The organism is Lacrimispora sp. (assembly GCF_031982545.1).
GTDB lineage: Bacteria > Bacillota > Clostridia > Lachnospirales > Lachnospiraceae > Lacrimispora.
In genome coordinates this window covers 126746-151281 of sequence record NZ_DALYXB010000003.1, presented here as the reverse complement: position 1 = coordinate 151281, position 24536 = coordinate 126746, and the positions used below count along the sequence as shown (strand labels likewise).

Below are 24536 nucleotides of genomic sequence, written 5' to 3'. Positions count from 1 at the left end.
TCCTGCGGCTTTATTTTGCGATTTGACAAAGTAACAACTTTAACATATAATATAAGTTGTCACTAAACAAGAAAGGAGAGTAATTGATGATAAAGTTTGAGAATATTTCAAAACAGTATAAAGCAAAAAAGGTTCTCGATGATATTACCTTTACTGTACAAAAAGGAAGCCTGGTGGCAATTATTGGAGAGAGCGGCTGTGGAAAGACAACGCTTTTAAAAATGATAAACCGCCTGATAAAACCTACCTCCGGAACGATTTGTATTGACGGCAAAGACACTGCTGCCATAGATGAAGTTACCTTGAGAAGAAGAATCGGCTATGTCATACAGCAGACAGGACTTTTTCCCCATATGACCATAAGAGAGAACATAGAGCTGATCCCCAGGCTTGAAAAGATGCCGTTAAAGGACAGGGAAGAGAATACAAAAAGATTGATGCAGATGGTCGGGCTGGATTGCAGTGAGTTTTTAGACCGGTATCCTACGGAGCTCAGTGGAGGACAGCAGCAGCGTGTGGGGGTAGCCAGAGCCTTCGCTACAGACCCGGATATTATTCTCATGGATGAACCGTTTTCCGCATTGGATCCCATGACCCGTTCCGATTTACAGGATGAACTGGTGCTGCTTCAGAGCAAGCTGAAAAAAACAATCATTTTTGTTACACATGATATGGATGAGGCCATTAAAATTGCCGACATGATCTGTATTATGAAGGACGGAGACATTTTACAATATGATACACCAGAGAATATTTTAAATAATCCATCGGATGAATTTGTATCAAACTTTGTGGGTAAAAACAGAATCTGGTCATCTCCGGAATTTATCAGGGTATCCGATATTATGATTGAACAGCCGGTTACAGCAGGAAAAGATCTTTCTATATTAAAATGTATTGATAAGATGCGTCAGAATAAAGTAGACACACTGTTGATTATTGACAGGGAAAGCCGGTGCCTGGAAGGTATTGTAAAAGCCAGGGTGTTAAGAAGTGTGGAAGATAAGTCAAAACAGGCAAAAGAATATATGACCCAGGATTTTAAAGTACTGCAGCCAGATGAGAATATACTGGATGCCTTGAAGATTGTTACCGATTATAAAGTATCTGCCGTCCCGGTTGTGGATGAAAGCAGGCGTTTAAAAGGTCTGATTACAAAAAGCAGTCTGGTGACCACTTTAAGTCAGCAATATTTTGAGTATGAAGGAGGAGATGCGTAAATGAATTTTTGGACTTATATTGGAGACAGTTACCCGCAGATCATAACCTTGCTCATTGAACATGTGAAGCTGACAGCAATTTCTGTAGGACTTGCAATATTAATTGGTGTGCCTCTTGGAATATTAATCTCCTATGCATCAAAAGCCAATAAACCAGTGCTGACAGCAGCTAATATTATTCAGGCCATTCCAAGTATGGCATTGCTGGGATTTATGATTCCGCTGCTTGGTATTGGTACCGTTCCCGCAATTGTTGCGGTTGTTCTTTATTCTCTGCTTCCCATCATAAAAAACACCTATACAGGTATCGAAAATTTAAATCCACAGACAATTGAAGCAGCCAGAGGAATTGGCTTAACGCCCTTACAGGTTCTGACAAAGGTTCAGATCCCTCTTGCACTTCCGGTAATTATGGCAGGAGTCAGAATTGCATCTGTCACGGCAGTAGGACTTATGACCATGGCTGCATTTATCGGAGCGGGCGGACTGGGTTATCTGGTATTTTCCGGAATCAGGACAGTGAATAACAACCAGATTTTAGCAGGTGCCATTCCGGCTTGTATGCTTGCTTTAACGGTTGACTTTATCATCGGACTGGTTGAAAAACTGGTTACCCCCATCAGTCTGCAAAAGGGAGACAGAGCAGAGAAAATAAAGAAAAGAACCGTTCAGAAAGCCGGCCTTGGTGCAGCGGCAGTTCTGCTTGCAGCCGTATTTTTATTTACTTCAATCGGTACGGGCAATCAGGAGGGCAGGACCATTTCCATTGGCTCTAAGGATTTTACGGAACAGGAAATATTGGGAAATCTGGTGGCGGATTTAGTAGAGGCAAGAACTGATATAAAAGTAAACCGCAGGCTGAGCCTGGGTGGTACTCAGGTTTGTGCAGGTGCGCTAAAGAGCGGAGATATTGATCTTTATATTGAATATAGCGGAACCGCATATACAGATATGTTAAAATATCCGCCAATCAGTGATATGGAGAAGGTTTATGAAACCGTAAAAAAGGAATATGGAGAGCGTTTTGATCTGGCTGTTTTAAAACAGATGCAGTTTAACAATACTTATGTACTTGCAGTCAGCCAGGAAACTGCTAATAAATATGGAATCGGGACAGTCAGTGATTTATCCAGGATAGCAGGTAATATGACTTCTGGCACTACGTTTGAGTTTTCCAACAGAGAAGACGGACTGACTGGAATAGAAAATGCTTATGGATTTAAAATGGGTAATAAACTTACCATTGACGGTTCACCCCGTTATACGGCACTGGCTGGTGGAGAGGTGGATGTGGTGGATGCATTTGCCACGGACGGACTCTTAAAGAAATTTCAGTTAAAGACACTGACTGATGACAAACACTTTTTCCCTCCTTACTTTGCCATGCCAGTAGTAAGGGAAGAAGCGCTGAACGAGTGTCCGGAATTACCGGGATTGTTAGAAGAACTGGGGGAGTTACTCACTGACGAAGTCATGGTGGAACTGAACTACAAAGTGGATGAACTGCAGCAGACCCCGGAAAAGGTGGCGGGAGATTTCTTAAGAGAAAACGGGCTGGTATCATGATTTTTTCTTATGTGTTGTTCTTTATTCTTTCCCAGTGTTTTTGCAGCCCCGGTATATGCCGGCTGATTGCCGGAGAGAAGGAACTGACACAAAAGGAAGTATGGATCAGTGATGCGTTTGGAACGTATTTAAGGACAGATGCATTTCTTCTTTTTCTTTTATGGACATTAAGCTTTTTTTCAATCCCTTATCTTTATCAGGGAGTTGGAATGCTTTTTCTGATTGTTACAGTTCTTTTTCTTAAAAAGATGATAAAAATTTTAAAATTATAATGGTTATCAGGAGACTGCTGTAAGGAAAATACGTTCTTACAGCAGTTTTTACGATTTATTTGGAAAAATTTAGAAATTTATAAGAATTTTTATATTTAATTAATTATAACACCTCGCTATAATAGGATAGAGACAGAAAGCGATATGGAGGGAACGAGCGTGAAATTTTTCAGGAAGAAAATAGAAGAAGAGATGCAAGCGGCGCAAGCCGGTCCTATGGCCGATGATGACTTTGAAAAAGAATTGGAGCATCTGATGACTGAGGAGCATGGGGGTAAAAAGAAGAAAAAGCTTTTTAAGAAAAAATGGAGCAGAAAAAAGAAAATTATTGTGGGCTCTGCAGTTACTGTAGTGTTCCTTTTTATTGCCTTTAGAAGTGTGGCGGGCGGAAAAAGTGCGGTTATGCCAGTTACAGCAACACCATTAAAAAAAGGTGAAGTTACGGAAGTTCTTTCCGTCAGTGGTCCGGTACAGGGTACGGACAGTGTGGAGGTGGTTTCCAATTTACATGCTGAGATCCTGGAACTAAAGGTAAAAGAGGGTGACAAGGTAGAGAAGGGGCAGCTGTTGGCCACTCTTGATGATAAGGACGCGAAAAAAGGAGTGGATATAGCCCAGAATGCTTATGATCTTGCTGTCAGTACATATAAAGATAAACAGCTGGAAGCAGAAAACGGCTATGCCAAGGCAAAGCAGGAGTTTGAGACTGCAAAAGCAAATTACAACAGAACTCTCCTTCTTTATCAGGGTGGAAGTGCTACAGGAGTTGAGTTGGAGACTGCTACCAATACCATGAATGATGCGGCCAGGGAGCTTACCACCTATACGATTAAGGATGGGAAACCGGTGGCCAATGAATCCTATTCTCTGCAGATTGAAAAAGAAGCATTTGAGCTGGAACAGAAAAAAGAAGCACTGGAGAATACAAAAGTAACCAGTCCTATTGCAGGAACTGTAGTAAGGGTAAATTGCAAGGTGGGCCGTTTTGCGGATAAAACCGATGATGATAAGCCCATGTTTATCATTAATAACCTGGATGTCCTTGAGATGAAAATTAACGTAAGTGAATATTCCATCGGCAAGGTGAAAGTAGGGCAGCCGGTAGCGATTAACGCAGACATCTTAAATGGTGATACAGTAAATGGAGAGGTAACTGATATTTCCCCGACTGGAGAAGAAAAGGGAGGCGGTTCCACAGAACGTGTCATCCCAACTACGATTCGTATCATTGATCAGAATACGAAGCTGATTGCGGGAATTACGGCAAAGGCCAAAATAGAACTGCAAAAAGCAGAAGAAGCATGGGTAGTTCCTATTTCGGCGCTTATTCAGAATCCCGATGGAACTATGGCAGTAGCCTCCGTTGTTAATAACACAGTAAAATACATACCAGTAAAGACCGGTGTAGAAAGCGATATTGAAGCGGAGATTATTCCGGACGAAGAGGGTGCCTTAACAGAAGGTCTGCAGCTGATTGAAGCTCCATCCCCCATGATTACAGATGGAATGACGGTACACGTGCTTCCGTCTCAGCAATAGGGAGGATGTTATATGTGGAAAAAGAAAGAAGTGATACCTGACTATATCACCCAGAATGTCAGCGAAGACCTGATTAAACTGGTTGATATGGTAAAGATCTATGATACCGGTTCCATTAAGGTTCTGGGATTAAAGCGGGTAAACTTAACAATAAAGCGGGGCGAGTTTGTCGCCATCATGGGGCAGTCAGGTTCAGGAAAATCAACACTGATGAATATACTTGGCTGTCTGGACCGTCCGACCATGGGACATTATTTTCTGGATGGCATAGATACAGCGGATCTGCCGTCTGATGATTTATCTGCTATCAGAAATCGTAAAATCGGATTTGTCTTTCAGTCCTTTAACTTAATATCCAGAACATCGGCGTTAAAGAATGTGGAGCTTCCCATGACCTATGCCCACATTTCTAAAAAAGCGAGAGAAAAAAGAGCGCTTGAACTTTTGGAACGGGTAGGTCTGGGAACCAGATACGAACATATGCCCAATGAATTGTCCGGAGGTCAGAGACAGAGGGTTGCAATCGCCAGAGCGCTGGCTAACGAGCCGCCTCTGATACTTGCAGATGAACCCACCGGTAATTTAGACTCGGCTTCATCAGTGGAAATCATGGAATTGTTTTCCAAGCTGCATAACGAGGGAGCAACGGTAGTATTGGTTACTCACGAAGAAGATATTGCCGCGTTTACCAATCGGATCATCCGTTTCCGGGATGGAAGCCTGGTCAGTGATACAACCAATATTCCGGTATCAAAGCGGGAGAAAGAAGAGCCGGAAGAGCCGGAAGAGCCAGAGTATCAGAGTGGGGATGCATTATGCTGAGAGAAAATATGAGTATGGCGTTACACGCCATTAAATCCAATAAGATGCGTTCATTTCTCACTATGCTGGGCATCATTATCGGTATCGGCGCAGTGATTGCCATTGTGTCTGTTGGAGACAGCATGAGAAATGTTTTTACGGATGCGTATAAAGATGTAGGGCTTAACCGGGCCATGATTCTGGTATCATGGGAAGTGACCGATTTCCGTTATTCCGATTATTTTGACCGGGATGAGTTGGAACGGGTGAAAGAGGTCTTTCATGATAAGATTTCGTATATTGACACCAACTCCAGCGCAGATTCAGAAGCGATAAACGGCTTAAAAAAGGTGAAATACGAATTTCAGGGAGTGGATTATAATTATACGGACGTTCAGCCCCAGAATATTATATATGGCAGGTTTATCAATGAAGCAGATGTAAAAAAAGCGGCAAATCATGTGGTCCTGGAAGATAAGGGGGCAGTGGAGCTCTTTGGAACGGCTGACTGCGTAGGACGTACGTTCCGCATGACTGTTAATAAGAACACCCAGGAATTTACCGTGGTGGGAGTGTATCACAAAGACTTATCGCCTATGGCTGCCATGCTGCTTAATAATGGGCAGAAGCAGGCCGGATTTATCCCCGACACTGTGGTAAGCCCAAAAGGTGACAGGTTTCAGGTGCTGAATTTTTATGTTCGTGACGGAGTGAACATGAAAGAATTTCAGCCTGAGATTGTCAGATATATTGCAAAGACAAAAGGCCGTAAAGATTCAGATATCCGTGTGATGTCTGTTGTAGATCAGATGGGAAGCGTGGATTCCAAGCTTTCAGCCATGTCTGCAGCGGTAGGAGGAATTGCAGCCATCTCTCTTTTAGTAGGGGGAATCGGGATCATGAACATCATGATGGTGTCGGTAACTGAGCGAACCAGAGAAATTGGAATCCGGAAAGCACTTGGTGCCAGAACCAGGGATATCATGATTCAGTTTTTGACGGAATCGGCACTGATGTCGGCATGTGGTGGTGTGATTGGTATCATTCTTGGTGTGGCGATTGTGATGATTGGAGGAGCGGTTTTAAAAACAACCGTAATTGTAAGACCATCCGTGGTTGTTATGGCAGTGGGATTTTCCGGGCTGGTGGGTATATTTTTCGGAATTTACCCGGCTTCCAAGGCTGCGAAGGCAGATCCAATCGAGGCATTGAGGTATGAATAGGAGGGAAGCATGCTGTTTGAAAATATGATGATGGCGGTTCATGCCATAAAAGCGAACAAAATGAGATCTCTTCTTACCATGCTTGGGATTATCATTGGAATCGGATCGGTAATTGCCATTGTATCCATTGGTGATACCATGCGGTTTATGATTTCTGATATCTATAAAGATGTGGGAACAACCCTGGCTTATGTTTACATCTGGCCCTCTGACGGCAGTGATATGAGAGAAAGCGATTATTTCAGTGTGGATGATATTGACCGCATCAGGGAAGTTTACAAAGATGAGATCACTTATATAGACAGTAGTTCGCAGCAAAATGTGGAAGCTGTTTTTGGCAGAAACAAGGTAAAATTCGCGTTGGAGGGGATAGACTCCAATTATCCCGATGTTCATAAGATTAACATCATATACGGCAGGAATTTAAATGAGGGAGATATAAAAGGCAGAAAAAATCACGTTGTTCTGGAAGCAAAAGGGGCGAAAGAGCTGTTTGGTACAGAGAATGCCGTAGGAAAATCTTTTCGGACGACCATTTATGGAGATACGGATGATTATGATGTGGTAGGAGTTTACCGCAAGGAAGAAAATCCATTTCTTGCTATGGTTAACGGTTCGAGTGAGAATAAAGAAGGTTATCTGCCTGAGTCTATACTGGTATGGCCCAATGATACGATTTACAATATCAGGCTTTATGCAAAAGAAGGGACTGATATGAAAGCTTTTTCTGACCGTTTCTCTCAGTATATAGCCAAGAGCAAAAACAGAAAGAGAGAGGATGTTACCTTTTACTCCGTGTCCAGCGAAATGGGAAGCGCGGACCAGATTATGGGTGGTCTGTCTGCAGCCGTAGGAGGGATTGCAGCAATTTCCCTTCTGGTAGGTGGAATCGGAATCATGAATATTATGCTGGTTTCTGTTACAGAGCGAACCCGGGAAATCGGAATCAGAAAGGCTCTTGGAGCAAAAACCTGGGATGTTATGGTTCAGTTTCTCACTGAATCGGCCATACTTTCTGCAATGGGGGGAATCATCGGAGTTATAACGGGAGCAGGACTTGTTTTTCTTGGAGGTACGCTTCTTGGAATGACAGTAGTCATCAAACCAATGGTAATTATTATTGCGGTTGGATTTTCTGCGCTGGTGGGTGTGTTTTTTGGAATTTACCCGGCATCCAAAGCGGCGGGGAAAGATCCCATAGAGGCCTTACGATATGAGTAAAAAGCGCAGCAGGCATGCTGCGTTTTTTTTCTGAAAAATAAAAAATTCCTTAAAGGCTCGCAAAGTAAAAGGTTCTATGCTATAATAGGGTGATATCTTATGGTATAGTGAGGAGACTATATGCTGAGTGAAGAAAAAATTAAAATCATGACTAATCTCGCGATGTTTGAGAAACAGGAAGGTAAGAGAATATTTCCGATTAACCGGTACTTCAAAAGTGACTATGTCAGCAGCAAGCTGTTCCGCTCCTTTTTCAGCTACACCTTTAGTTTTTTATCCTGCCTTCTTTTATGGGGACTTTATTACATGGAGCGGTGGCTGAATACCATGGATTTAAAGAGCCTGACAGGAACGGGAATCAGAATTGGTATCATTTATGCTGCCGGTCTTGCGGTATATCTTGGGATCAGCATCTATATATATATGAAGCGTTACGAATATGCAAGCCGGGGAATGAAGGTTTATCTGGCAAAATTAAAGAGACTGGACAAGCGCTATGATGGAAACACCAGATCAATAAAAAGAATAAAAGGAGGGCGTACATCATGATGGGCCTTCTTGTGTTAAGAGAACGACTGAAAGAGTTTTATGCAAGGTATGGAATCTATATCACTCCTGTTATCAAGTTTATATTCAGTTTCCTGGCATTTTCTTTGATGAACAAGAATATTGGATTTATGACGAAGCTGACAGAACCGTTGATACCACTGGTTCTGGCTTTAGTCTGCTCATTTCTGCCTTATGGAGCCATTTCTTTTGTGGCAGCCAGCTTTATGCTCGCCCATTTATCAGGTATTTCACTGGAGGTTACTCTGGTTATGGCTGTGTTTATACTGGTGGTTGGTCTTTTGTATTATGGCTTCCAGCCGGGAGACAGTTATCTTCTGGTATTGACACCCGTATTTTTCTTGTTAAAGATACCCTATGCAATTCCCCTGATTGTAGGGCTATCCGGAGGGATTGTTTCCGTAATTCCGGTGGGGTGCGGTGTTTTTATCTATTTTACTCTTCTGTATGTAAAACAGAATGCAGGAGTTTTAACCAATGATTTATCCACGGATGAGATGCAGAAGTTCATGCAGCTGATGAAAAGCCTGCTGGCCAATAAACTGATGTTAATTATGGTGCTTGCTTTTGTTTTGGCACTGTTAATTGTGGTGATAATCAAAGGGCTGTCTATGGATTATTCCTGGGTAGTGGCGATCATTGCCGGTACAATTGCACAGCTTAGTGTTATTTTCATCGGGGATATCACTGCGGATGTGTCGGTATCGGTACTTGGGCTCTTTGGAGGAGTGTTTGTTTCCCTTATATTGGCTGGGATTTATACATTTTTCATTTTTACAGTGGATTATACCCGTACGGAGTACGTACAGTTTGAAGATGATGACTATTATTATTATGTCAAGGCGGTTCCGAAGCTGACAGTCAGCACCCCTGATGTAAAAGTTCAAAAAATAAATGCCAGAAAGCTCCAGAGACCGCAAAGGTAAGAAGAACAAAAAGGGAGGTGGATCACATGGCAAATTTTTTAGATAAGATGTATTCCTGGGTATCATTCCTTCCCAGAATTTCAAAGACGAATCTGGTTGAGATTATTATCATAGCTGTTTTGCTGTATGAGCTTCTGACCTGGATTATGAATACAAGAGCCTGGACCCTGTTAAAAGGGATCATAGTAATCTTTGTTTTCTATGTCTTTGCATACGTTTTCCGTTTGGATAATATTTTCTGGATACTTAATAAGATTGCTGCTCCGGCAGTAACCATGGTAATTGTGATCTTCCAGCCGGAACTTCGCAAGGCGCTTGAACAGCTGGGAAGCAAGAATCCATTTACCGGAATTCTTACATTTGACGATGGAAGAGACAATTCCGGATTTACTGATAAGACCATTAATGAACTGGTGAAAGCCACCTTTGAGATGGCGAAAGTTAAGACAGGAGCCCTGATTGTAATCGAACGCGGCGATTCCTTAAAAGAGATTGAACGGACTGGAATCGAAGTGGGCGGAGTTGTCAGCAGCCAGCTTCTTATTAACATCTTCGAACATAATACCCCTCTTCATGACGGTGCTGTAGTTGTCCGGGGGAACCGGGTAGCAGCAGCGACCTGTTATCTTCCCCTGTCTGATAACATGACCATCAGTAAGGATCTGGGAACCAGACACAGGGCAGCGGTTGGAGTCAGTGAAGTCAGTGACAGCCTGACCATCGTGGTTTCTGAGGAAACCGGACGGGTAACGGTTGCGTTAGAGGGAGGATTAAAGCGGATAGCAGATGCAGATATGCTGAGAACCATTCTGGCAGGAGTCAAGCAGGCAGGAGAGGAAGGAAGCAGGTTCAGGATATTGAAGGGAAGGCGTAAGAATGAAGGAAAAGCTGTTAAATAACCTTGGACTGAAAGTTGCGTCGCTGGTTCTTGCACTTGGAGTGTGGATGGCAGTGGTGAATATATCAAACCCGGTCATTAACGACTCCCAGCTTGTTCCGGTGGAAGTCCGTAATGAGGAAGCTTTAAAGGCGGCGAACTTAACCTATGAAATTGATGGCAAGGATGTTGTGGCAGTCAGCTATCAGGTGAGAACCAGAGACCGTTCCCTGGTAAAAGCATCAGACTTTCATGCATACGTTGATTTAAAGGATTATAATGTAACTGGTGCAATTCCTATTACAGTTGAGATCAATAAAGATAAAGAAAGTCTGGTAAAAAGTGATACCATTACGGCAAAACCCATGGTGATCCGGATTAAAGCGGAACAGCTGCAGACCAAAAAGTTTGATTTGCAGGTGGATACCATTGGAACAGGGAAAGAGGGTTACAGACCTGGAACCATTAATCTGGTACCGGATAATGTGACGGTGGAAGGACCAGAATCGGTAATTGGACTGATTAATCACATGGGAGTGGAGATCAAGATTAACAATAATGTGAGTTCGGATTTCAGCTCCTCAGGGACGCCTCTTTTTTATGATGCAAATGGCAATAAGCTGGATCTGGCAAATAAAGTGACTGTTAATAAACCGGAGATTGATTATTATGTCCAGATGTTAAAGGCAAAGGAACTCCCTCTTAATTATGAGGTTACGGGTCAGGTTGCCAAAGGATACCGTTATACAGGACTTGAGACAGAGGTAAAGTCTGTTTCAGTGGTAGGAACCAAATCGGTGCTTGCCTCACTTACGTCCATTGCAGTATCTTCTGATAAACTTAATATTGACGGTGCCACAAAGGATAAAGTGGTACAGCTGGATTTAAGTCAGTATCTGCCGCCGAATACCACCCTTGCAGGTGATAAATATAAAGATGTATCCGTTAAGCTGAAGGTGGAGCCGCTGACCACCCGAGTATTTACCCTTCAGCTGAATGAACTTGATAAAAAGGGCATGTCTGCGGATTACAGCTATAGTTTTGATAAACAGACCTGTGATGTTACTGTAAAGGGGCTCAAAGAAGACTTGGATGCATTGAAAGAAGAAAATTTAAATGCAGTGCTTGAAGTCTCCGATTTAAATCCAGGCACATATCCCGGACAGCTTCATTTTGAAATTGCGGAGGGGTTTGAGATTACCGTTTACACGCCTTTTAATGTAACGGTAGCCATGGAGCACACGGGACCTGCACAGACGCAGGAAACCACTGTGTCAAGCACATCAGAAAGTGCGTCGCAGTAAAAAGGGCCTTTCGAGGCATTATGAAGAAAAGTTGGAGGAATTCAGTATGGTCAGTGCTAAAGTTGTTATAAAGAATCCTACCGGTCTGCACTTAAGACCGGCAGGGATTCTTTGTAGGGAAGCCATGAACTTTAATTCAGTGGTAAGTTTTCGTTTTAAGAACACCACTGCCAATGCAAAGAGTGTACTCAGCGTGTTGGGAGCCTGCGTAAAAAGCGGCGATGAGATTACCTTTGTCTGTGAGGGAGCAGATGAAGAGGAAGCTCTGGCTACCATGATCAAGGCTGTTGAGGGGGGCCTTGGCGAATAGATTATATCATTTTTTAATTAATAAGGAGGATTTTATGTTTAAAGGAACAAGCGCATCTGCGGGAATCGGAATTGGGAAAGCCGTTATCGTAGAAGAGACAGAACTGAAGATTAAAAAAGACACAATTACAGATGTGGATGCGGAAAAAGCCCGCTTTCAGAGGGCTGTAAACCAGGCGATGGAGGATACAGACGCTCTGGCAAAGGATCTTGCCACAAGAGTGGGAGAAAAGGAGGCGGAGATTCTTAACGGACATCTTCTGCTGCTTTCAGATCCCATGCTGGTAGGTGAAATTGAAACTTCCATTTCCGGGGAGATGGTTAACAGCGAATTTGCAATTGAGACTGTATGCAATACGTATGCGGATATGTTTGCCTCCATGGGAGACGAACTGATGCAGCAGCGTGCTACCGATATGAGGGATATCAAGACCCGTATGCAAAAGATATTACTGGGAGTCAGTTCCGTGGATATCGGAGCTCTTCCGGCAGGAAGTGTGATTGTGGCCAGAGATTTAACACCCTCCATGACAGCTGGAATTAATCCTTCCAATGTAACTGGAATTGTGACAGAACTGGGTGGAAAGACATCACACAGTGCGATTCTTGCAAGAGCCCTGGAGATTCCGGCCGTTGTTGCAATAGATGGCATCATGAGCCAGATTAAAGACGGTACAGAACTAATATTAGATGGATCAGAGGGAGTGGTATTTGCAGACCCGGATCAGTCAGTAAGAGAAGAGTACACCGCAAAAAGAGATGTATTCTTAAAGGAAAAGAAAGAACTGGAACAGTACATTGGAAAACCAACTGTGACAAAAGATGGAGTGACCATTGAACTGGTTGCCAACATTGGAAAACCGGAAGATGTGGATAAGGTTCTTCAGTATGACGGAGAAGGCGTTGGCCTGTTCCGGACAGAGTTCCTTTTTATGGACCGGACCAGCATGCCTACCGAAGAGGAACAGTTTGAAGCATACCGCAAGGTAGCGTCAGCCATGAACGGCAAGCCGGTTATCATCCGTACTCTGGATATCGGCGGAGACAAAGAGATCCCGTATATGGGGCTGGAAAAGGATGAGAATCCATTTCTTGGATATCGTGCGATTCGTTTCTGTCTGGACCGCAAGGATGATGTTTACCGTCCACAGCTTCGGGCACTTTTAAGAGCCAGCGCATTTGGTAATATCCGCATCATGGTGCCTATGGTAACCTGTCTTGAGGAATATCGGGAAGCAAAGGCTTTGATCGAAGAGATTAAGAAAGAACTGGATGAGGCATCCATTTCATATAAAAAAGATATTCAGGTTGGAATCATGGTGGAAACAGCGGCAGCTTCGCTGATGGCAGATTTATTTGCTAAAGAAGTTGATTTCTTCAGTATCGGAACCAACGATCTGACACAGTACACCATGTCTGTAGACCGTGGTAATGACAAGGTATCCTACCTTTACTCACCACTTAATCCGGCAGTTTTAAGAAGCATTCGCCATGTAATTGAGTGCGGAAGAAAAGAAGGAATTATGGTAGGAATGTGTGGGGAAGCTGCAAGCGATCCCATGCTGATCCCCCTTCTTCTGGCATTTGGCTTAAATGAGTTCAGTATGAGTGCTTCTGCTATTTTAAATGCAAGAAAGCTGATTACCGGATACAGCACACAGGAGCTTAAGGAAGTTGCTGAACAGGCCATGACTTTTGTTACTGTAAAAGAAGTAGAAGATTATATGAAAGATTTTATTAGCCGTTCCTAATGGAATGAATGGGAAAGAATGCAGCTGTTGCCGTTAAGGCGGCTGCATTTTTTCCGAAAAAAGGTGAAAAGGCGATTATTTACTAAAGGGGATATGTTACGATGAGCGTTTATCTGATCAGTTATGCAGCATCTTATCTATTTGCAAGAGCCGGTTATTATTGGCTTTCCGGTTTAATCCTCATGCTTGCGGCACTCTTTCTCTACTGGTACGATTACAGGAGAACGGAGAATATCATTCATTTACGGGGATTGTTTTCCTTGTTCTGGGTTGGCGGAGAGGGCGTTGCCTGCTTAAAGTTTTCTGAGCTTTCTTCTGATTGGAGTATCATTACATGGCTTTGTTTTCTGATGGCATACTTAGGTTTTTATATAACCTTCGAATTCATGGTCAGAACACAGGGCTCTGCAGGAGGACAGCGTTCCAGCTGGTTTAGTTTTAAAGGATACGAAAAACCTCTGTTTCTGGCTATGCTGCTGACCACGGTACTGTCCCTTGGTGCGTTTTTAATAGAGGCGGCTGTACTGGGATTTATCCCATTTTTCATTAAGGGAATGCCTCATGCCTATTCCACATTTCATATTACGGGAATTCATTATTTTACTGTGTCCTGCGTTCTGGTACCGGCTCTTTCTGTGCTGTATTTCAGTATTGAGCAGGGACGAAACGGATTCAGGCTGGTTCTTACAGTGCTGATGGATTTAATTGCCTGTGCGATTCCGGTTTTATGTGTTTCCCGTTTTCAGCTGATCCTGGCTGTAGGTCTGGCGATTCTTACCTATATTGCCATGGAGCACAGGCTGAAGATTATATACGGAGTGGGGCTTTTGCTTGGAATGATTCCTATTTATGTGATTCTTACCATAGCAAGAGGTCATGATGTTACCTACTTAAACGGTATTTTTCAGATGAAATTCAGTCAGATGCCTATTTTCATCACACAGCCGTATATGTATATTGCCAATAACTATGAGAATTTTAACTGCCTGGTGGAATGGCTTCCTTCCCATACCTTTGGACTTAGAATGCTGTTTCCCCTATGGGCGCTTTCCGGATTAAAATTCCTGGTACCTGCTTTGGTGGATTTTCCTATTTATGTGACCAAAGAAGAACTGACTACAGTGACTCTTTTTTACGATTCCTTTTATGATTTTGGCATCGTGGGAGTCATCTTGTTCAGCTGTATCCTGGGAGCCGTGGCATTTTTCCTGATGCGGATTGTAAAGCGGGTAAGAAATCCGATTGGCTATCTGTTTTATGCCCAGTTCGCCATGTATTTAATTCTGTCATTTTTTACAACCTGGTACAGTAACCCTGCAACCTGGTTTTATCTCGCACTGACTGGTGCACTGTATGTGTTTTGTTCCTGGAAGAATAACGGAAGGCATGAATAAAAAGAATACTCACATGAAAATGCGCATGGATCTGGCAAATGACCGGATTCATGCGCATGTTTTATGTCTGGCAGTTATATTATAATAAAATGGTATCCTCTTTTATGGTCTCTGATGGTGAGATGTGAAACTTATTCTTGTAAGCTCTGGAGAATGTAGAGTAATTTTTAAATCCACAGGAAAAACATACATCGGTAACAGAGCTGCCGGTTCTTAAGCGTTCTCTTGCCAGCAGAAGGCGCTTTTCCGTAATATAATCAAAGAGGGTATAGCCTGTCTCTTCTTTAAAAAGATGCATCAGATGATAGCGGCTGATAAAAAATGATTCTGCGATTAAATCCACAGTCATGTCTTCTGTCAGGTGGCTGTTAATGTGATCCATGATACTTAAGATCCTGGCATCTCCGGTAGACGGTGGCAGATACTGGACTCTGTTTGTCAGAGAGGCACGGTTTAACTGAATCATAAATTCAAGAAAGACGACCTGGCAGTATAAATCTTTCGCATAGCCGTCATGGGTGCAGGCATATTCTAAATTGGTTAATGTCCGGTACAGACTGCTCTTTTCCATGGAGTGGATTCTCAGTACATGAGAATGGAGCTCTCTGGATTTCTGAAAACAGGCGCTTAAATCATAGTCATCTGACTGGTATGCGTCTAAAAATCCGGGTGAAAGATAGACAATGATTCGTTCGTAAGGAATGTGTGCTGCTATATCCGGCCGGTGTATGTCATTATGACTTACCAGAATGATGTCATATGGTTCCAGAGAATAGGCGCAGCCCTCAATCCGGTAGGTTACAGAACCCTGGATAAAAATAATAATTTTATCAAAATCATGATAATGGTAATCATAGTTCTGCTTACCTTCGTCCATAAGGTGGAACAGCTTAAAATTGCTGTTTAGATATCCCCGTTTTTCATAGTTATTCATTTTGGCAGGTGACACCTCCCTTCCGTTTTATAATACAACACTATTTGCAATATATAAAGCATTATATTAATAGAAATGCTGGAAAGTGCTGTTTATAATAGATAGTATCAATCAAATACTGGAATGAAAAGGAATGAATGATGAAAATAGCAGTTTTGGCGGGCGGATACAGCCCGGAACGGGAAGTGTCCTTATCCTCAGGAGCCATGATTACAAATGCGCTGATGGAGCAGGGGCATGAAGTATGTTTGATAGATTCTTATCTGGGAATTCCGGACGGAGAAGAAATCCGGTTTACCCGTTTAAAAGATGGCATGGAATTTTCCAGTCACATTGGCGAAAGCGCTCCCGATTTAGAACATGTGAAACGGAGGGGCAGCCTACATGGAATTATGGGAAACCGGGTGATGGAAGCATGTATGGAGTCGGAGATGGTTTTTCTGGCACTTCATGGAGGAGCAGGAGAGAACGGCCAGATTCAGGCAATTCTTGACGGATTTGGGATTCCTTATACGGGAACCGGATTCGAGGGCTGCTTTAAAGCCATGGATAAGCATCTGGCTAAGCTTTTCATGCGGGAGGAGAATATTCCTACTCCTGAATGGAGACTTTATGAAAAAGGAGCCGATACAGAGCCTTTTACATTTCCCTGTGTTGTAAAACCATGCGGATGCGGATCCAGCGTGGGAGTAACCATGGTGGAAGAGGAAGGGCAGTGGAAGAAGGCACTTGAGACTGCATTTTCCTGTGAAAACACGGTGCTTGCCGAGGCGAAAGTTACCGGCAGGGAATTTTCAGTCGGCATACTTGGAGGAACAGCACTTCCGGCTATTGAGATTAAGCCCATAAGCGGTTTTTATGATTATGAGAACAAATACCAGCCGGGTAAGACAGAGGAGATCTGTCCTGCCAGCCTTTCAAAAGAAGAAGCGGATCAACTGGCTGATCTGGCTGTAAAAGTACATAAGGCACTTTCACTTGGTTATTACTCCAGAGTGGATTTTATGATGGAACAGGATGGCAGTATTTACTGTCTGGAAGCAAATACATTACCGGGAATGACACCTTACAGCTTACTTCCCCAGGAAGCAAACGCTGCAGGAATCTCTTATCAGGAACTGTGTGACTTAATTGTCAGACATGGGAAAGGGGCATTAGAATGAATATAACTTTGGAAAAATATCATGGTCTTGGAAATGATTATCTTATTTTTGATCCCAATAAAAATGAATGCAAACTGACAAAGGAGAATATCCGGCTGATCTGTGACCGGAACTTCGGTGTGGGCTCAGACGGGCTGTTAGTTGGACCCATCATGGGGCAGGATAAGCTGGAAGTAAAAATATTAAATCCCGATGGAAGTGAAGCGGAGTTAAGCGGAAACGGTGTACGGATATTCGGAAAATATTTAAAGGATGCCGGTTATGTCCAGAAAAATAAGTTTGTAATCAACACCTTAAGCGGTGAGCAGACCATACAGTATCTAAATGAAGAGGGAACCAAGATTAAAGTTTCCATGGGCAAACTTAGCTTTTACAGTGATGAAATACCTGTTACAGGCCCAAGAAGAGAGGTTTTAAATGAAACCATGCTGTTTGGCAGCATCCCTTACCGCGTTACCTGTGTAAGCATCGGAAATCCCCACTGTGTAATCTGGTTAAATGATATATCAAAGGATCTGGTATGCCGGATCGGGAAACATTCTGAAAATGCCGAGTATTTTCCGGAACGGATCAATACCCAGCTTTTAAAGGTACTGGACCGCACCAATATTGAGATTGAGATCTATGAAAGAGGAGCTGGTTATACCCTTGCCTCCGGAACCAGTGGCTGCGCAGCAGCGGGAGCCGCATACCGTATGGGACTGACAGATCCAAAGATGTATGTGCATATGCCAGGCGGGGTTCTGGAAGTGGAAATCAAGGAAGATTATAGTGTTCTGATGACAGGAGAAGTGGGTTATGTAGGCAGATTTACCCTGTCTCATGAATTTGCAGAACAAGTGAAGGCACTTCAGTAAAAAGAAACATTTAGGCATGACAGCCGTCCCGGGAAGCCGTCTGAGAAAAACTGACAGCTTTCGTGGCTGTCATGCTTTTTGTTATTCCATAAAAATATTTATTAATAAAATAAGAAAAATTTCTTGTATATTAAACCCTGGAATTAAAATTATTTCGTCTAATAATCAATAGACAGGCTTAATTTACAGGAACGTGAAATTCCCTGTTTATCATGGAAACAGGAAAAATATACCTAAAGTAATTATGATTATAGAAAAACATTTGGGCAGGTATTTGATAATGTGTGAATAATTATGATTTGTTATGAATAAAAATTCTGCTACTGTATATTGCTAACGTGTTGACGAAAACTACATTTTCATACTATAATATACCTTAATTTAGTTACTGCAAAGAAGATGTATTGCAGGAGAGGCGGGAGCTTATGAAGCGTATGTCGTGTGAAAACGGAGAAGCTGGTATTTACATAATTGACCAGGATTACAAGATTGTATATCTGAATGATATGGCAAAATTATATTATCCGAATTTACAGGTAGGAATGCACTGCTATCAAGGGATAGGAGTAAAATCAGCTCCCTGTACGGACTGTCCATGGACAGGTGAGAACAGCGGTCCGGTGATTTCTTATAATACTGCCTCTCAGGCCTGGATGGCAATTTCTTCCGGGCAGATTGACTGGCCGGGCAGTGAAAACTGCAGGCTTATTATGTCACGGCCGGTAGATGAAAAAAATAAAAATCTGTTCTATTATCTGACTGAGTCAACGGTATATGACGGATTGCTGGAACTTAATTTTTTGGCGAATACTTATAAAGTTTTATTTCATGATAGCGAAAAATTGGAATTGTCTCCCGAGGAAGGCCGGTTGGATCAGATTCTCACGGAAACACTGAATTTCATGGTGCATCCCGATGAAAAGCAGAGCTTTGAAGAATTTTGGGATTTATCTTCCATGGCCTCCCGATTAAGGGACAGCGACCGGGTATTAAGGGGAGAGTTTCGCAGAAAGATGCCAGGTGACGGATACTGCTGGATGAATCTGATTCTGGTTTTATTCCGCAGCGGGGAAGAACCGGATAAAGATGCCATCATTATGTGTTATATCCAGGATATCGATGAGCGAAAGAAGAAGGACGAAGAAGAGGAAAGACGGCTCAGGGAGATAAGGGAAGAGACGGATTCCATGACTGGCCTTTACCGTTATGGACCATTCTTTGAGAAAGCGGATTATCTTTTAAAAAATACAGATTCCGCCGGATTCTTTATGGTGGCAATCGATATTGAACATTTTAAGCTGTTTAATGAATGGTATGGAGAAGAGGAAGGGGACCGTTTCTTAATAAGAATTGGCGATTATTTAAAAGAGATCGAGAAGTTTTACTCTTCTGTCGCCGGTTATATGGGCGGAGATGATTTTGTTATCCTCATTCCCGAAGATTTGTCTGTGCTGGAAGAACTGGAGGATGTGATTAACATCTATGCCAAGCAGTATGGGGGCAACGCGGGATTTATGCCTGCATTTGGCGTGTACCGGGTTGAGGATTTAAGTCTCCCGGTAAGCATGATGTACGACAGGGCTGCCATAGCGCTAAATTCTGTAAAGGGCAATTATACGAAACGTGTGGGCTGGTATGATCCGGGAATGAAGCGGAAGATGGAAAGTGACCAGGTTCTGCTTTCTGAGATTCAGAGGGCACTTGAGAAGAAGGAATTTATATTCTATGCCCAGCCCCAGTGCAATATGCTGACAGGCAGGATTATCGGTCTGGAATCTCTGGTCAGATGGCAGCATCCGCAAAGGGGGGTGATTTCTCCGGGAGAATTCATTCCGCTGCTGGAGCAGAACGGTTTTATTACATATCTTGACGTGTATGTCTGGGAGATGGTGTGCAGACAGTTAAGCACCTGGATTAAAGAGGGAAGGCGCCCCATCCCGATTTCGGTTAATATGTCCCGCATGGATATTTATGCCATTGATGTGGTAGAGAAGTTTAAGCAGCTGGTAAGCCGCTACGAGATCGATCCCAAATATCTGGAGATTGAGATTACGGAAAGTGCCTATGCGGAAGATTACGATCTGATCCGAAAAGTTGTGGAAGATCTGCGCAGAGCCGGTTTCCCTGTATTTATGGACGATTTTGGAAGCGGGTATTCATCCTTAAATATGTTAAAGGATGTGAATGTGGATGTAATCAAGATTGATACCAAATTCCTTGATATGAACGAGAGCAGTAAGGGAAGAGGTATGGGAATCTTAGAAACCATTGTCCGGATGGCCAGAGTGATGCAGCTGAAGGTCATAGCAGAGGGTGTGGAAGAAAAGGAACAGGTTGATTTCCTGATCAATATCGGCTGTATTTACGGACAGGGCTTTTATTACCATGAGCCTCTCCCGGTACACGTAGTAGAAAAACTTCTGGATGAAGACAACAATTTAGATTACAGAGGAATTCAGGCACGGCAGCTAAAGCAGCTGAAGCTGGAAGATCTGTTTAATGAGAATATCATCAGTGAAGCCATGCTTAATAACATGCTTGGCGCCATTGCATTGTATGAGATCTACGAGGACCGCTGTGAGATTCTCCGTGTGAATGAGGAATATTACCGTGTTACCGGAGATAATCCAATTGATATGGAAGAACGGAAACGGTATGTGTTAAACAAAGTATACAGAGACGATATGGACTGGGTTCTGAATATTTTTGAGGAGGCGTATAACAATCCGCTGCAGGGGGCAGAAGGAACGTTTCGCCGTTACCGCACCAGCGGAGAATTAATGTGGGTGCATCTGCGCGTCTTCTTTTTACGGGAGCAGGATGATCACCGTCTTTACTATGGGGCGGTAAGAGATGCGACAGAGCAGATGGAGCAGAGGCAGAAGCTGAAAGACTCCCAGAATATGTTAAGAGATGTGTTGAAGATTGCCGGTAAGAATATCTCCTTTAACAATATTGCAGAAGAGAATCAATGGGCAGCAAGCGCGGTTTTTGCCCAGATGGCACCAGGCGGTTTAATTGGAGTTTACTGTGATAAGGGGCTGCCGTTGTATTTTGCCAATAATGAGATGCTTCGTATTTTAAATTACGATTCTTATGAGGAATTTGCCAGGGAGACCGATGGGTTAGGAAGAAACCTTCTGCACCCGGAAGATTTAAACATGATACAGGGGAATACGCTGCGCTTTATGGCTCCAGGAATGGAATACACGTTCCGTCACAGGATGAGAAAAAAAGATGGAACCTGGCTGTGGATGGTGGCCAAGGGCCGGGTGGTACAGGCGGAAGACGGAAGATTTGCAATTGTAAGCGCCTGCATGGATATTACCGATACGGTACTGGCGCAGAAGCGCCTTCAGGAAGCCAACAGGACCCTGCGTTTTAAAAATGACGAACTGGAATTTTTAAGCTCCGGTATGCTGGGCGGATATTACCGTTGCAGAAAATCTGAAGATATGGAGTTTTTATATACAAGCCCCCGATTCCTTGAGATACTTGGTTATAGCAATGATGAGTTGAATGAGCTCTTCCAAAATCGGCTTTTAAATATGATACACCCGGGTGATAGGGAAAAAATCAGGCTCATGACAGAGACCTTAAGTCCTGATGAGAGCTTAAAGGGCGTAGAGTACCGTATCCTGACCCGTAACGGGTACAAATGGATTCTTTGCCATTCCAGATTGTCTGTGAAATCAGGGGACAGTTTCCTTTATGGAGTGATGCTGGATATTGAAGAACTTGGCGAGTTATATAGTCAGGTGGAAGAATGCAGAACTCCGTTACTGCCAGAGGGAGTTCGGTTCTTCCAGAATCGTGATGCGGCAGTGGGGAGGATGCAGAATTATTTATCACTCCACAGATTTTTAACTTCAGGTCTTTTGCTGTTTTCCTTTCATGGTGGAAACACTGGCCCGGCAGGACATTCGGCCAGACAGGCATTTCTGGAACAGGCATTGTTCATGAAGCGGTTTTTCAGAGAAGACGATATCATGTGCCTGGATGGGGATTATGAAATCCTGATTCTGTGCCGGAATATTAAAGAAGAAGATATTAAGGTAAAATGCAGGCGTATTTTAAAGGAATTAAGATATCAGATGATGAGCCAGGTATCCAAAGCACTGCTTCCTGTCCGTGCAGGTTTAACTGTAATCCGGGTTCAGGATGACGACTTTGAGGAATGCTATGGCAGGGTAAAGGATTCTCTGTTAAAAAATGCCCTTAGTACAGATCAGGAATTGTAAAGAAAGAATAGACCTCTTTTTTCATATGTGTTATAATCCACGTAAACCATTTCAGGATAAAGGAAGGAATAATGATATGATAGCAGACAAGATGAGACCCCTTGTAGAAAACAATTCCGCCATCCGCGCCATGTTCGAAGAGGGAAAGAAGATGGCTGCCGAATATGGTGCAGAAAATGTCTATGATTTCAGCCTCGGTAATCCCAATGTGCCCGCACCGGAAGCAGTAAAGCAGGCCATCCTTGATATTATGAACGAGGAAGAATCAACCATGGTTCATGGATATATGAGCAATGCAGGTTTTGATGACGTAAGAGAAGGCATAGCACAGTCCATCAACCGAAGGTTCGGGACTCATTTTCATGGAGGCAATCTCCTTATGACGGTAGGAGCCGCCAGTGGTCTGAACGTGATTTTAAAGACCATATTAGATCCTGGTGATGAGGTAATTGTATTCGCACCCTATTTTATGGAATACGGGTCTTACGTACGCAATTATGACGGTGTGCTTTCTGTTATTCCGCCGAATACAGAAACCTTTCAGCCAAATCTCCTGGAATTTGAAAGCAGAATAACAAACAGGACTAAGGCAGTCATTATCAATACTCCCAATAACCCAACCGGCGTGGTTTATTCTTCTGAAACCCTTCGGGAGATTGGCACCATTCTGGAGAGGAAAGAAAAAGAGTTTGGATCTTCCATACTCCTGATTTCAGATGAGCCTTACAGAGAACTTGCTTATGACGATGTTGAGGTTCCTTATGTGACGCTGTTTTACAGAAATACAGTGGTCTGCTATTCCTACAGCAAATCCTTATCTCTGCCAGGGGAAAGAATCGGATATCTGGTCATTCCCGATGAGGTGGAGGATTCAAAGGCTGTGATTGCGGCTGCCAGCATTTCAAACCGCGTTCTGGGATGCGTCAATGCTCCGTCTCTGATGCAGAGAGTGATTCTTCGCTGCGTGGATGAAAAAGTGAATTTGTCTGCTTATAATAAAAACAGGGAGCTTCTTTACAACCGTTTAACAGAATACGGATTTGAATGTATCAAGCCGGAAGGTGCATTTTATCTGTTTATAAAAACTCCGGAAGATGACAAACTGTTTTGTGAGTTCTGTAAAAAGCACCGGGTTCTTCTGGTGCAGGGAAGTGCTTTTGCATGTCCTGGCTATGCGCGGATTGCTTATTGTGTCTCTTATGAACAGATTGAACGTTCCCTTCCTGCATTCCACGGGATTGCACAGGAATATGGACTTACAGCAGACCGGGAGGGCATAAGATGAAAGCATGGCAGGCGAATATCCGAACAGTAACCCCATATGTTCCAGGCGAACAGCCAAAGGGCGGGAACTTAATTAAACTGAATACCAATGAAAATCCTTATCCTCCATCACCTCTGGTAAAAAAAGCCATGGGTGAGATGGATTACGATACGTTCCGCAAATATCCGGATCCGTCTTCCACCGTTCTGACAAAGGCACTGTGTGAATACTATCAGATGGAGGAAGATGAGATTTTTGTGGGGGTCGGGTCTGATGATGTGATTGCCATGTCATTTCTCACATTTTTTAATTCTGAAAAGCCAGTCTTATTTCCCGATGTGTCGTATTCCTTCTATCAGGTATGGGCGGAGCTGTTTCATATTCCTTTTGAGACACCTGTTCTTGATGAGCATTTTCTGATTTGTAAGGAAGATTATTATAAAGAGAATGGGGGAATCATATTCCCGAACCCCAACGCGCCCACTGGCGTTTTTATGCCATTAAGTGAAGTGGAAGACATCATTGCCCACAATCAGGAGTCGGTTGTGATCGTGGATGAAGCTTACATTGATTTCGGCGGTGAAAGTGCAGCCGGGCTGATTAAAAAGTACGATAATCTGCTGGTTGTGCAGACGTTTAGCAAATCCCGGTCTATGGCGGGAATGCGGATTGGTTTTGCTATGGGTAACAAAGAACTGATACGGGCTTTAAACGATGTGAAATATTCTTATAATTCCTATACTATGAATATGCCAGCCCAGATTCTGGGCGCGGAAGCGGTAAAGGATGACTGTTATTTCAGAAAGACGGTTGAAAGAATTATAACCACAAGAGAGAAAGCGAAAAAACGTCTCAGTGAACTTGGGTTTGTATTTCCTGATTCCATGGCTAATTTTATTTTTGCCAGCCATAAGGAGAAAAAAGCGGAAGATATTTACCTGGCGTTGAGAGAAAAACAGATTTTCGTTCGTTACTTTAAACAGCCAAGGCTTGATAATTATTTAAGGATCACCATTGGTACGGATGAGGAGATGGAAAAGCTTTATGATTTCCTGGAGAAATTTCTTTGATCAGACTATTTATCACTTGGACTTTTTGGGGTATGAT

The 24536-nt window shown here is 43.1% G+C and carries 20 protein-coding genes; 19 read left to right on the top strand and 1 reads right to left on the bottom strand.

Going from position 1 to position 24536, the window contains the following annotated elements:
- The first annotated feature begins 86 nt into the window (after window positions 1-86).
- From ABS301_RS06655 to ABS301_RS06590, 14 genes are all read left to right on the top strand, one after another.
- Complete coding sequence (locus tag ABS301_RS06655; protein WP_349671472.1) at window positions 87-1220, top strand: ABC transporter ATP-binding protein; 1134 nt, start codon at window positions 87-89, stop codon at window positions 1218-1220.
- On the top strand, window positions 1221-2786 hold the full coding sequence (locus ABS301_RS06650) for an ABC transporter permease/substrate-binding protein (RefSeq protein WP_349671471.1): 1566 nt from the start codon (window positions 1221-1223) through the stop codon (window positions 2784-2786). It abuts the gene before it with no gap.
- Window positions 2783-3058 carry a hypothetical protein gene (locus ABS301_RS06645; RefSeq protein WP_349671470.1) on the top strand — a complete coding sequence of 92 codons (276 nt, stop codon included), beginning with the start codon at window positions 2783-2785 and terminating at the stop codon, window positions 3056-3058. Before ABS301_RS06650 ends, ABS301_RS06645 begins: the two co-directional genes overlap by 4 nt.
- Before the next feature lie 192 nt (window positions 3059-3250).
- On the top strand, window positions 3251-4597 hold the full coding sequence (locus ABS301_RS06640; protein ID WP_502877954.1) for an efflux RND transporter periplasmic adaptor subunit: 1347 nt from the start codon (window positions 3251-3253) through the stop codon (window positions 4595-4597).
- Between the two features lie 12 nt (window positions 4598-4609).
- The gene (locus ABS301_RS06635; protein ID WP_349671468.1) at window positions 4610-5419 is read left to right on the top strand and encodes an ABC transporter ATP-binding protein; all 810 of its coding nucleotides are present in this window, start codon (window positions 4610-4612) and stop codon (window positions 5417-5419) included.
- Window positions 5413-6621: an ABC transporter permease gene (locus ABS301_RS06630; protein ID WP_349671467.1), complete on the top strand. Its 1209-nt coding sequence runs from the start codon at window positions 5413-5415 to the stop codon at window positions 6619-6621. Before ABS301_RS06635 ends, ABS301_RS06630 begins: the two co-directional genes overlap by 7 nt.
- A gap of 9 nt (window positions 6622-6630) precedes the next feature.
- On the top strand, window positions 6631-7842 hold the full coding sequence (locus ABS301_RS06625; protein ID WP_349671466.1) for an ABC transporter permease: 1212 nt from the start codon (window positions 6631-6633) through the stop codon (window positions 7840-7842).
- A 120-nt stretch (window positions 7843-7962) separates the two neighbouring features.
- Window positions 7963-8391, top strand: a complete 429-nt coding sequence (locus tag ABS301_RS06620) for a hypothetical protein (RefSeq protein WP_349671465.1) — start codon at window positions 7963-7965, stop codon at window positions 8389-8391.
- Window positions 8388-9335, top strand: a complete 948-nt coding sequence (locus ABS301_RS06615) for an ABC transporter permease (RefSeq protein ID WP_349671464.1) — start codon at window positions 8388-8390, stop codon at window positions 9333-9335. Before ABS301_RS06620 ends, ABS301_RS06615 begins: the two co-directional genes overlap by 4 nt.
- Window positions 9336-9361: 26 nt before the next feature.
- Entirely contained in the window at window positions 9362-10234 is an 873-nt protein-coding gene (cdaA, locus tag ABS301_RS06610) for a diadenylate cyclase CdaA (protein WP_104436936.1), read from the top strand.
- Window positions 10212-11516: a CdaR family protein gene (locus ABS301_RS06605; RefSeq protein WP_349671463.1), complete on the top strand. Its 1305-nt coding sequence runs from the start codon at window positions 10212-10214 to the stop codon at window positions 11514-11516. The genes cdaA and ABS301_RS06605 overlap by 23 nt, the downstream gene beginning before the upstream one ends.
- A 46-nt stretch (window positions 11517-11562) precedes the next feature.
- Window positions 11563-11826, top strand: a complete 264-nt coding sequence (locus ABS301_RS06600) for an HPr family phosphocarrier protein (RefSeq protein ID WP_104436934.1) — start codon at window positions 11563-11565, stop codon at window positions 11824-11826.
- A gap of 34 nt (window positions 11827-11860) precedes the next feature.
- Complete coding sequence (gene ptsP / locus ABS301_RS06595) at window positions 11861-13576, top strand: phosphoenolpyruvate--protein phosphotransferase (RefSeq protein ID WP_349671462.1); 1716 nt, start codon at window positions 11861-11863, stop codon at window positions 13574-13576.
- A 101-nt stretch (window positions 13577-13677) separates the two neighbouring features.
- The gene (locus ABS301_RS06590; RefSeq protein WP_349671461.1) at window positions 13678-14970 is read left to right on the top strand and encodes an O-antigen polymerase; all 1293 of its coding nucleotides are present in this window, start codon (window positions 13678-13680) and stop codon (window positions 14968-14970) included.
- 79 nt (window positions 14971-15049) lie between these two features.
- On the opposite strand, the gene ABS301_RS06585 is transcribed toward ABS301_RS06590, so the two are convergent.
- Window positions 15050-15904 carry a helix-turn-helix transcriptional regulator gene (locus ABS301_RS06585; protein WP_349671460.1) on the bottom strand — a complete coding sequence of 285 codons (855 nt, stop codon included), beginning with the start codon at window positions 15902-15904 and terminating at the stop codon, window positions 15050-15052.
- 137 nt (window positions 15905-16041) lie between these two features.
- Between ABS301_RS06585 and ABS301_RS06580 the strand changes: the two genes are divergently transcribed.
- The 5 genes from ABS301_RS06580 to hisC all read left to right on the top strand — a co-directional run bounded on the left by ABS301_RS06580 (window position 16042) and on the right by hisC (window position 24499).
- Complete coding sequence (locus ABS301_RS06580) at window positions 16042-17067, top strand: D-alanine--D-alanine ligase family protein (protein WP_349671459.1); 1026 nt, start codon at window positions 16042-16044, stop codon at window positions 17065-17067.
- On the top strand, window positions 17064-17924 hold the full coding sequence (gene dapF, locus ABS301_RS06575) for a diaminopimelate epimerase (protein WP_349671458.1): 861 nt from the start codon (window positions 17064-17066) through the stop codon (window positions 17922-17924). The genes ABS301_RS06580 and dapF overlap by 4 nt, the downstream gene beginning before the upstream one ends.
- A 425-nt stretch (window positions 17925-18349) precedes the next feature.
- The gene (locus ABS301_RS06570; protein ID WP_349671457.1) at window positions 18350-22165 is read left to right on the top strand and encodes an EAL domain-containing protein; all 3816 of its coding nucleotides are present in this window, start codon (window positions 18350-18352) and stop codon (window positions 22163-22165) included.
- Window positions 22166-22241: 76 nt separating this feature from the next.
- Window positions 22242-23450, top strand: a complete 1209-nt coding sequence (locus tag ABS301_RS06565; protein ID WP_349671456.1) for a pyridoxal phosphate-dependent aminotransferase — start codon at window positions 22242-22244, stop codon at window positions 23448-23450.
- Window positions 23447-24499, top strand: coding sequence for a histidinol-phosphate transaminase (gene hisC / locus ABS301_RS06560; protein ID WP_349671455.1), 1053 nt, complete (start codon window positions 23447-23449; stop codon window positions 24497-24499). The genes ABS301_RS06565 and hisC overlap by 4 nt, the downstream gene beginning before the upstream one ends.
- Window positions 24500-24536 lie beyond the last annotated feature (37 nt).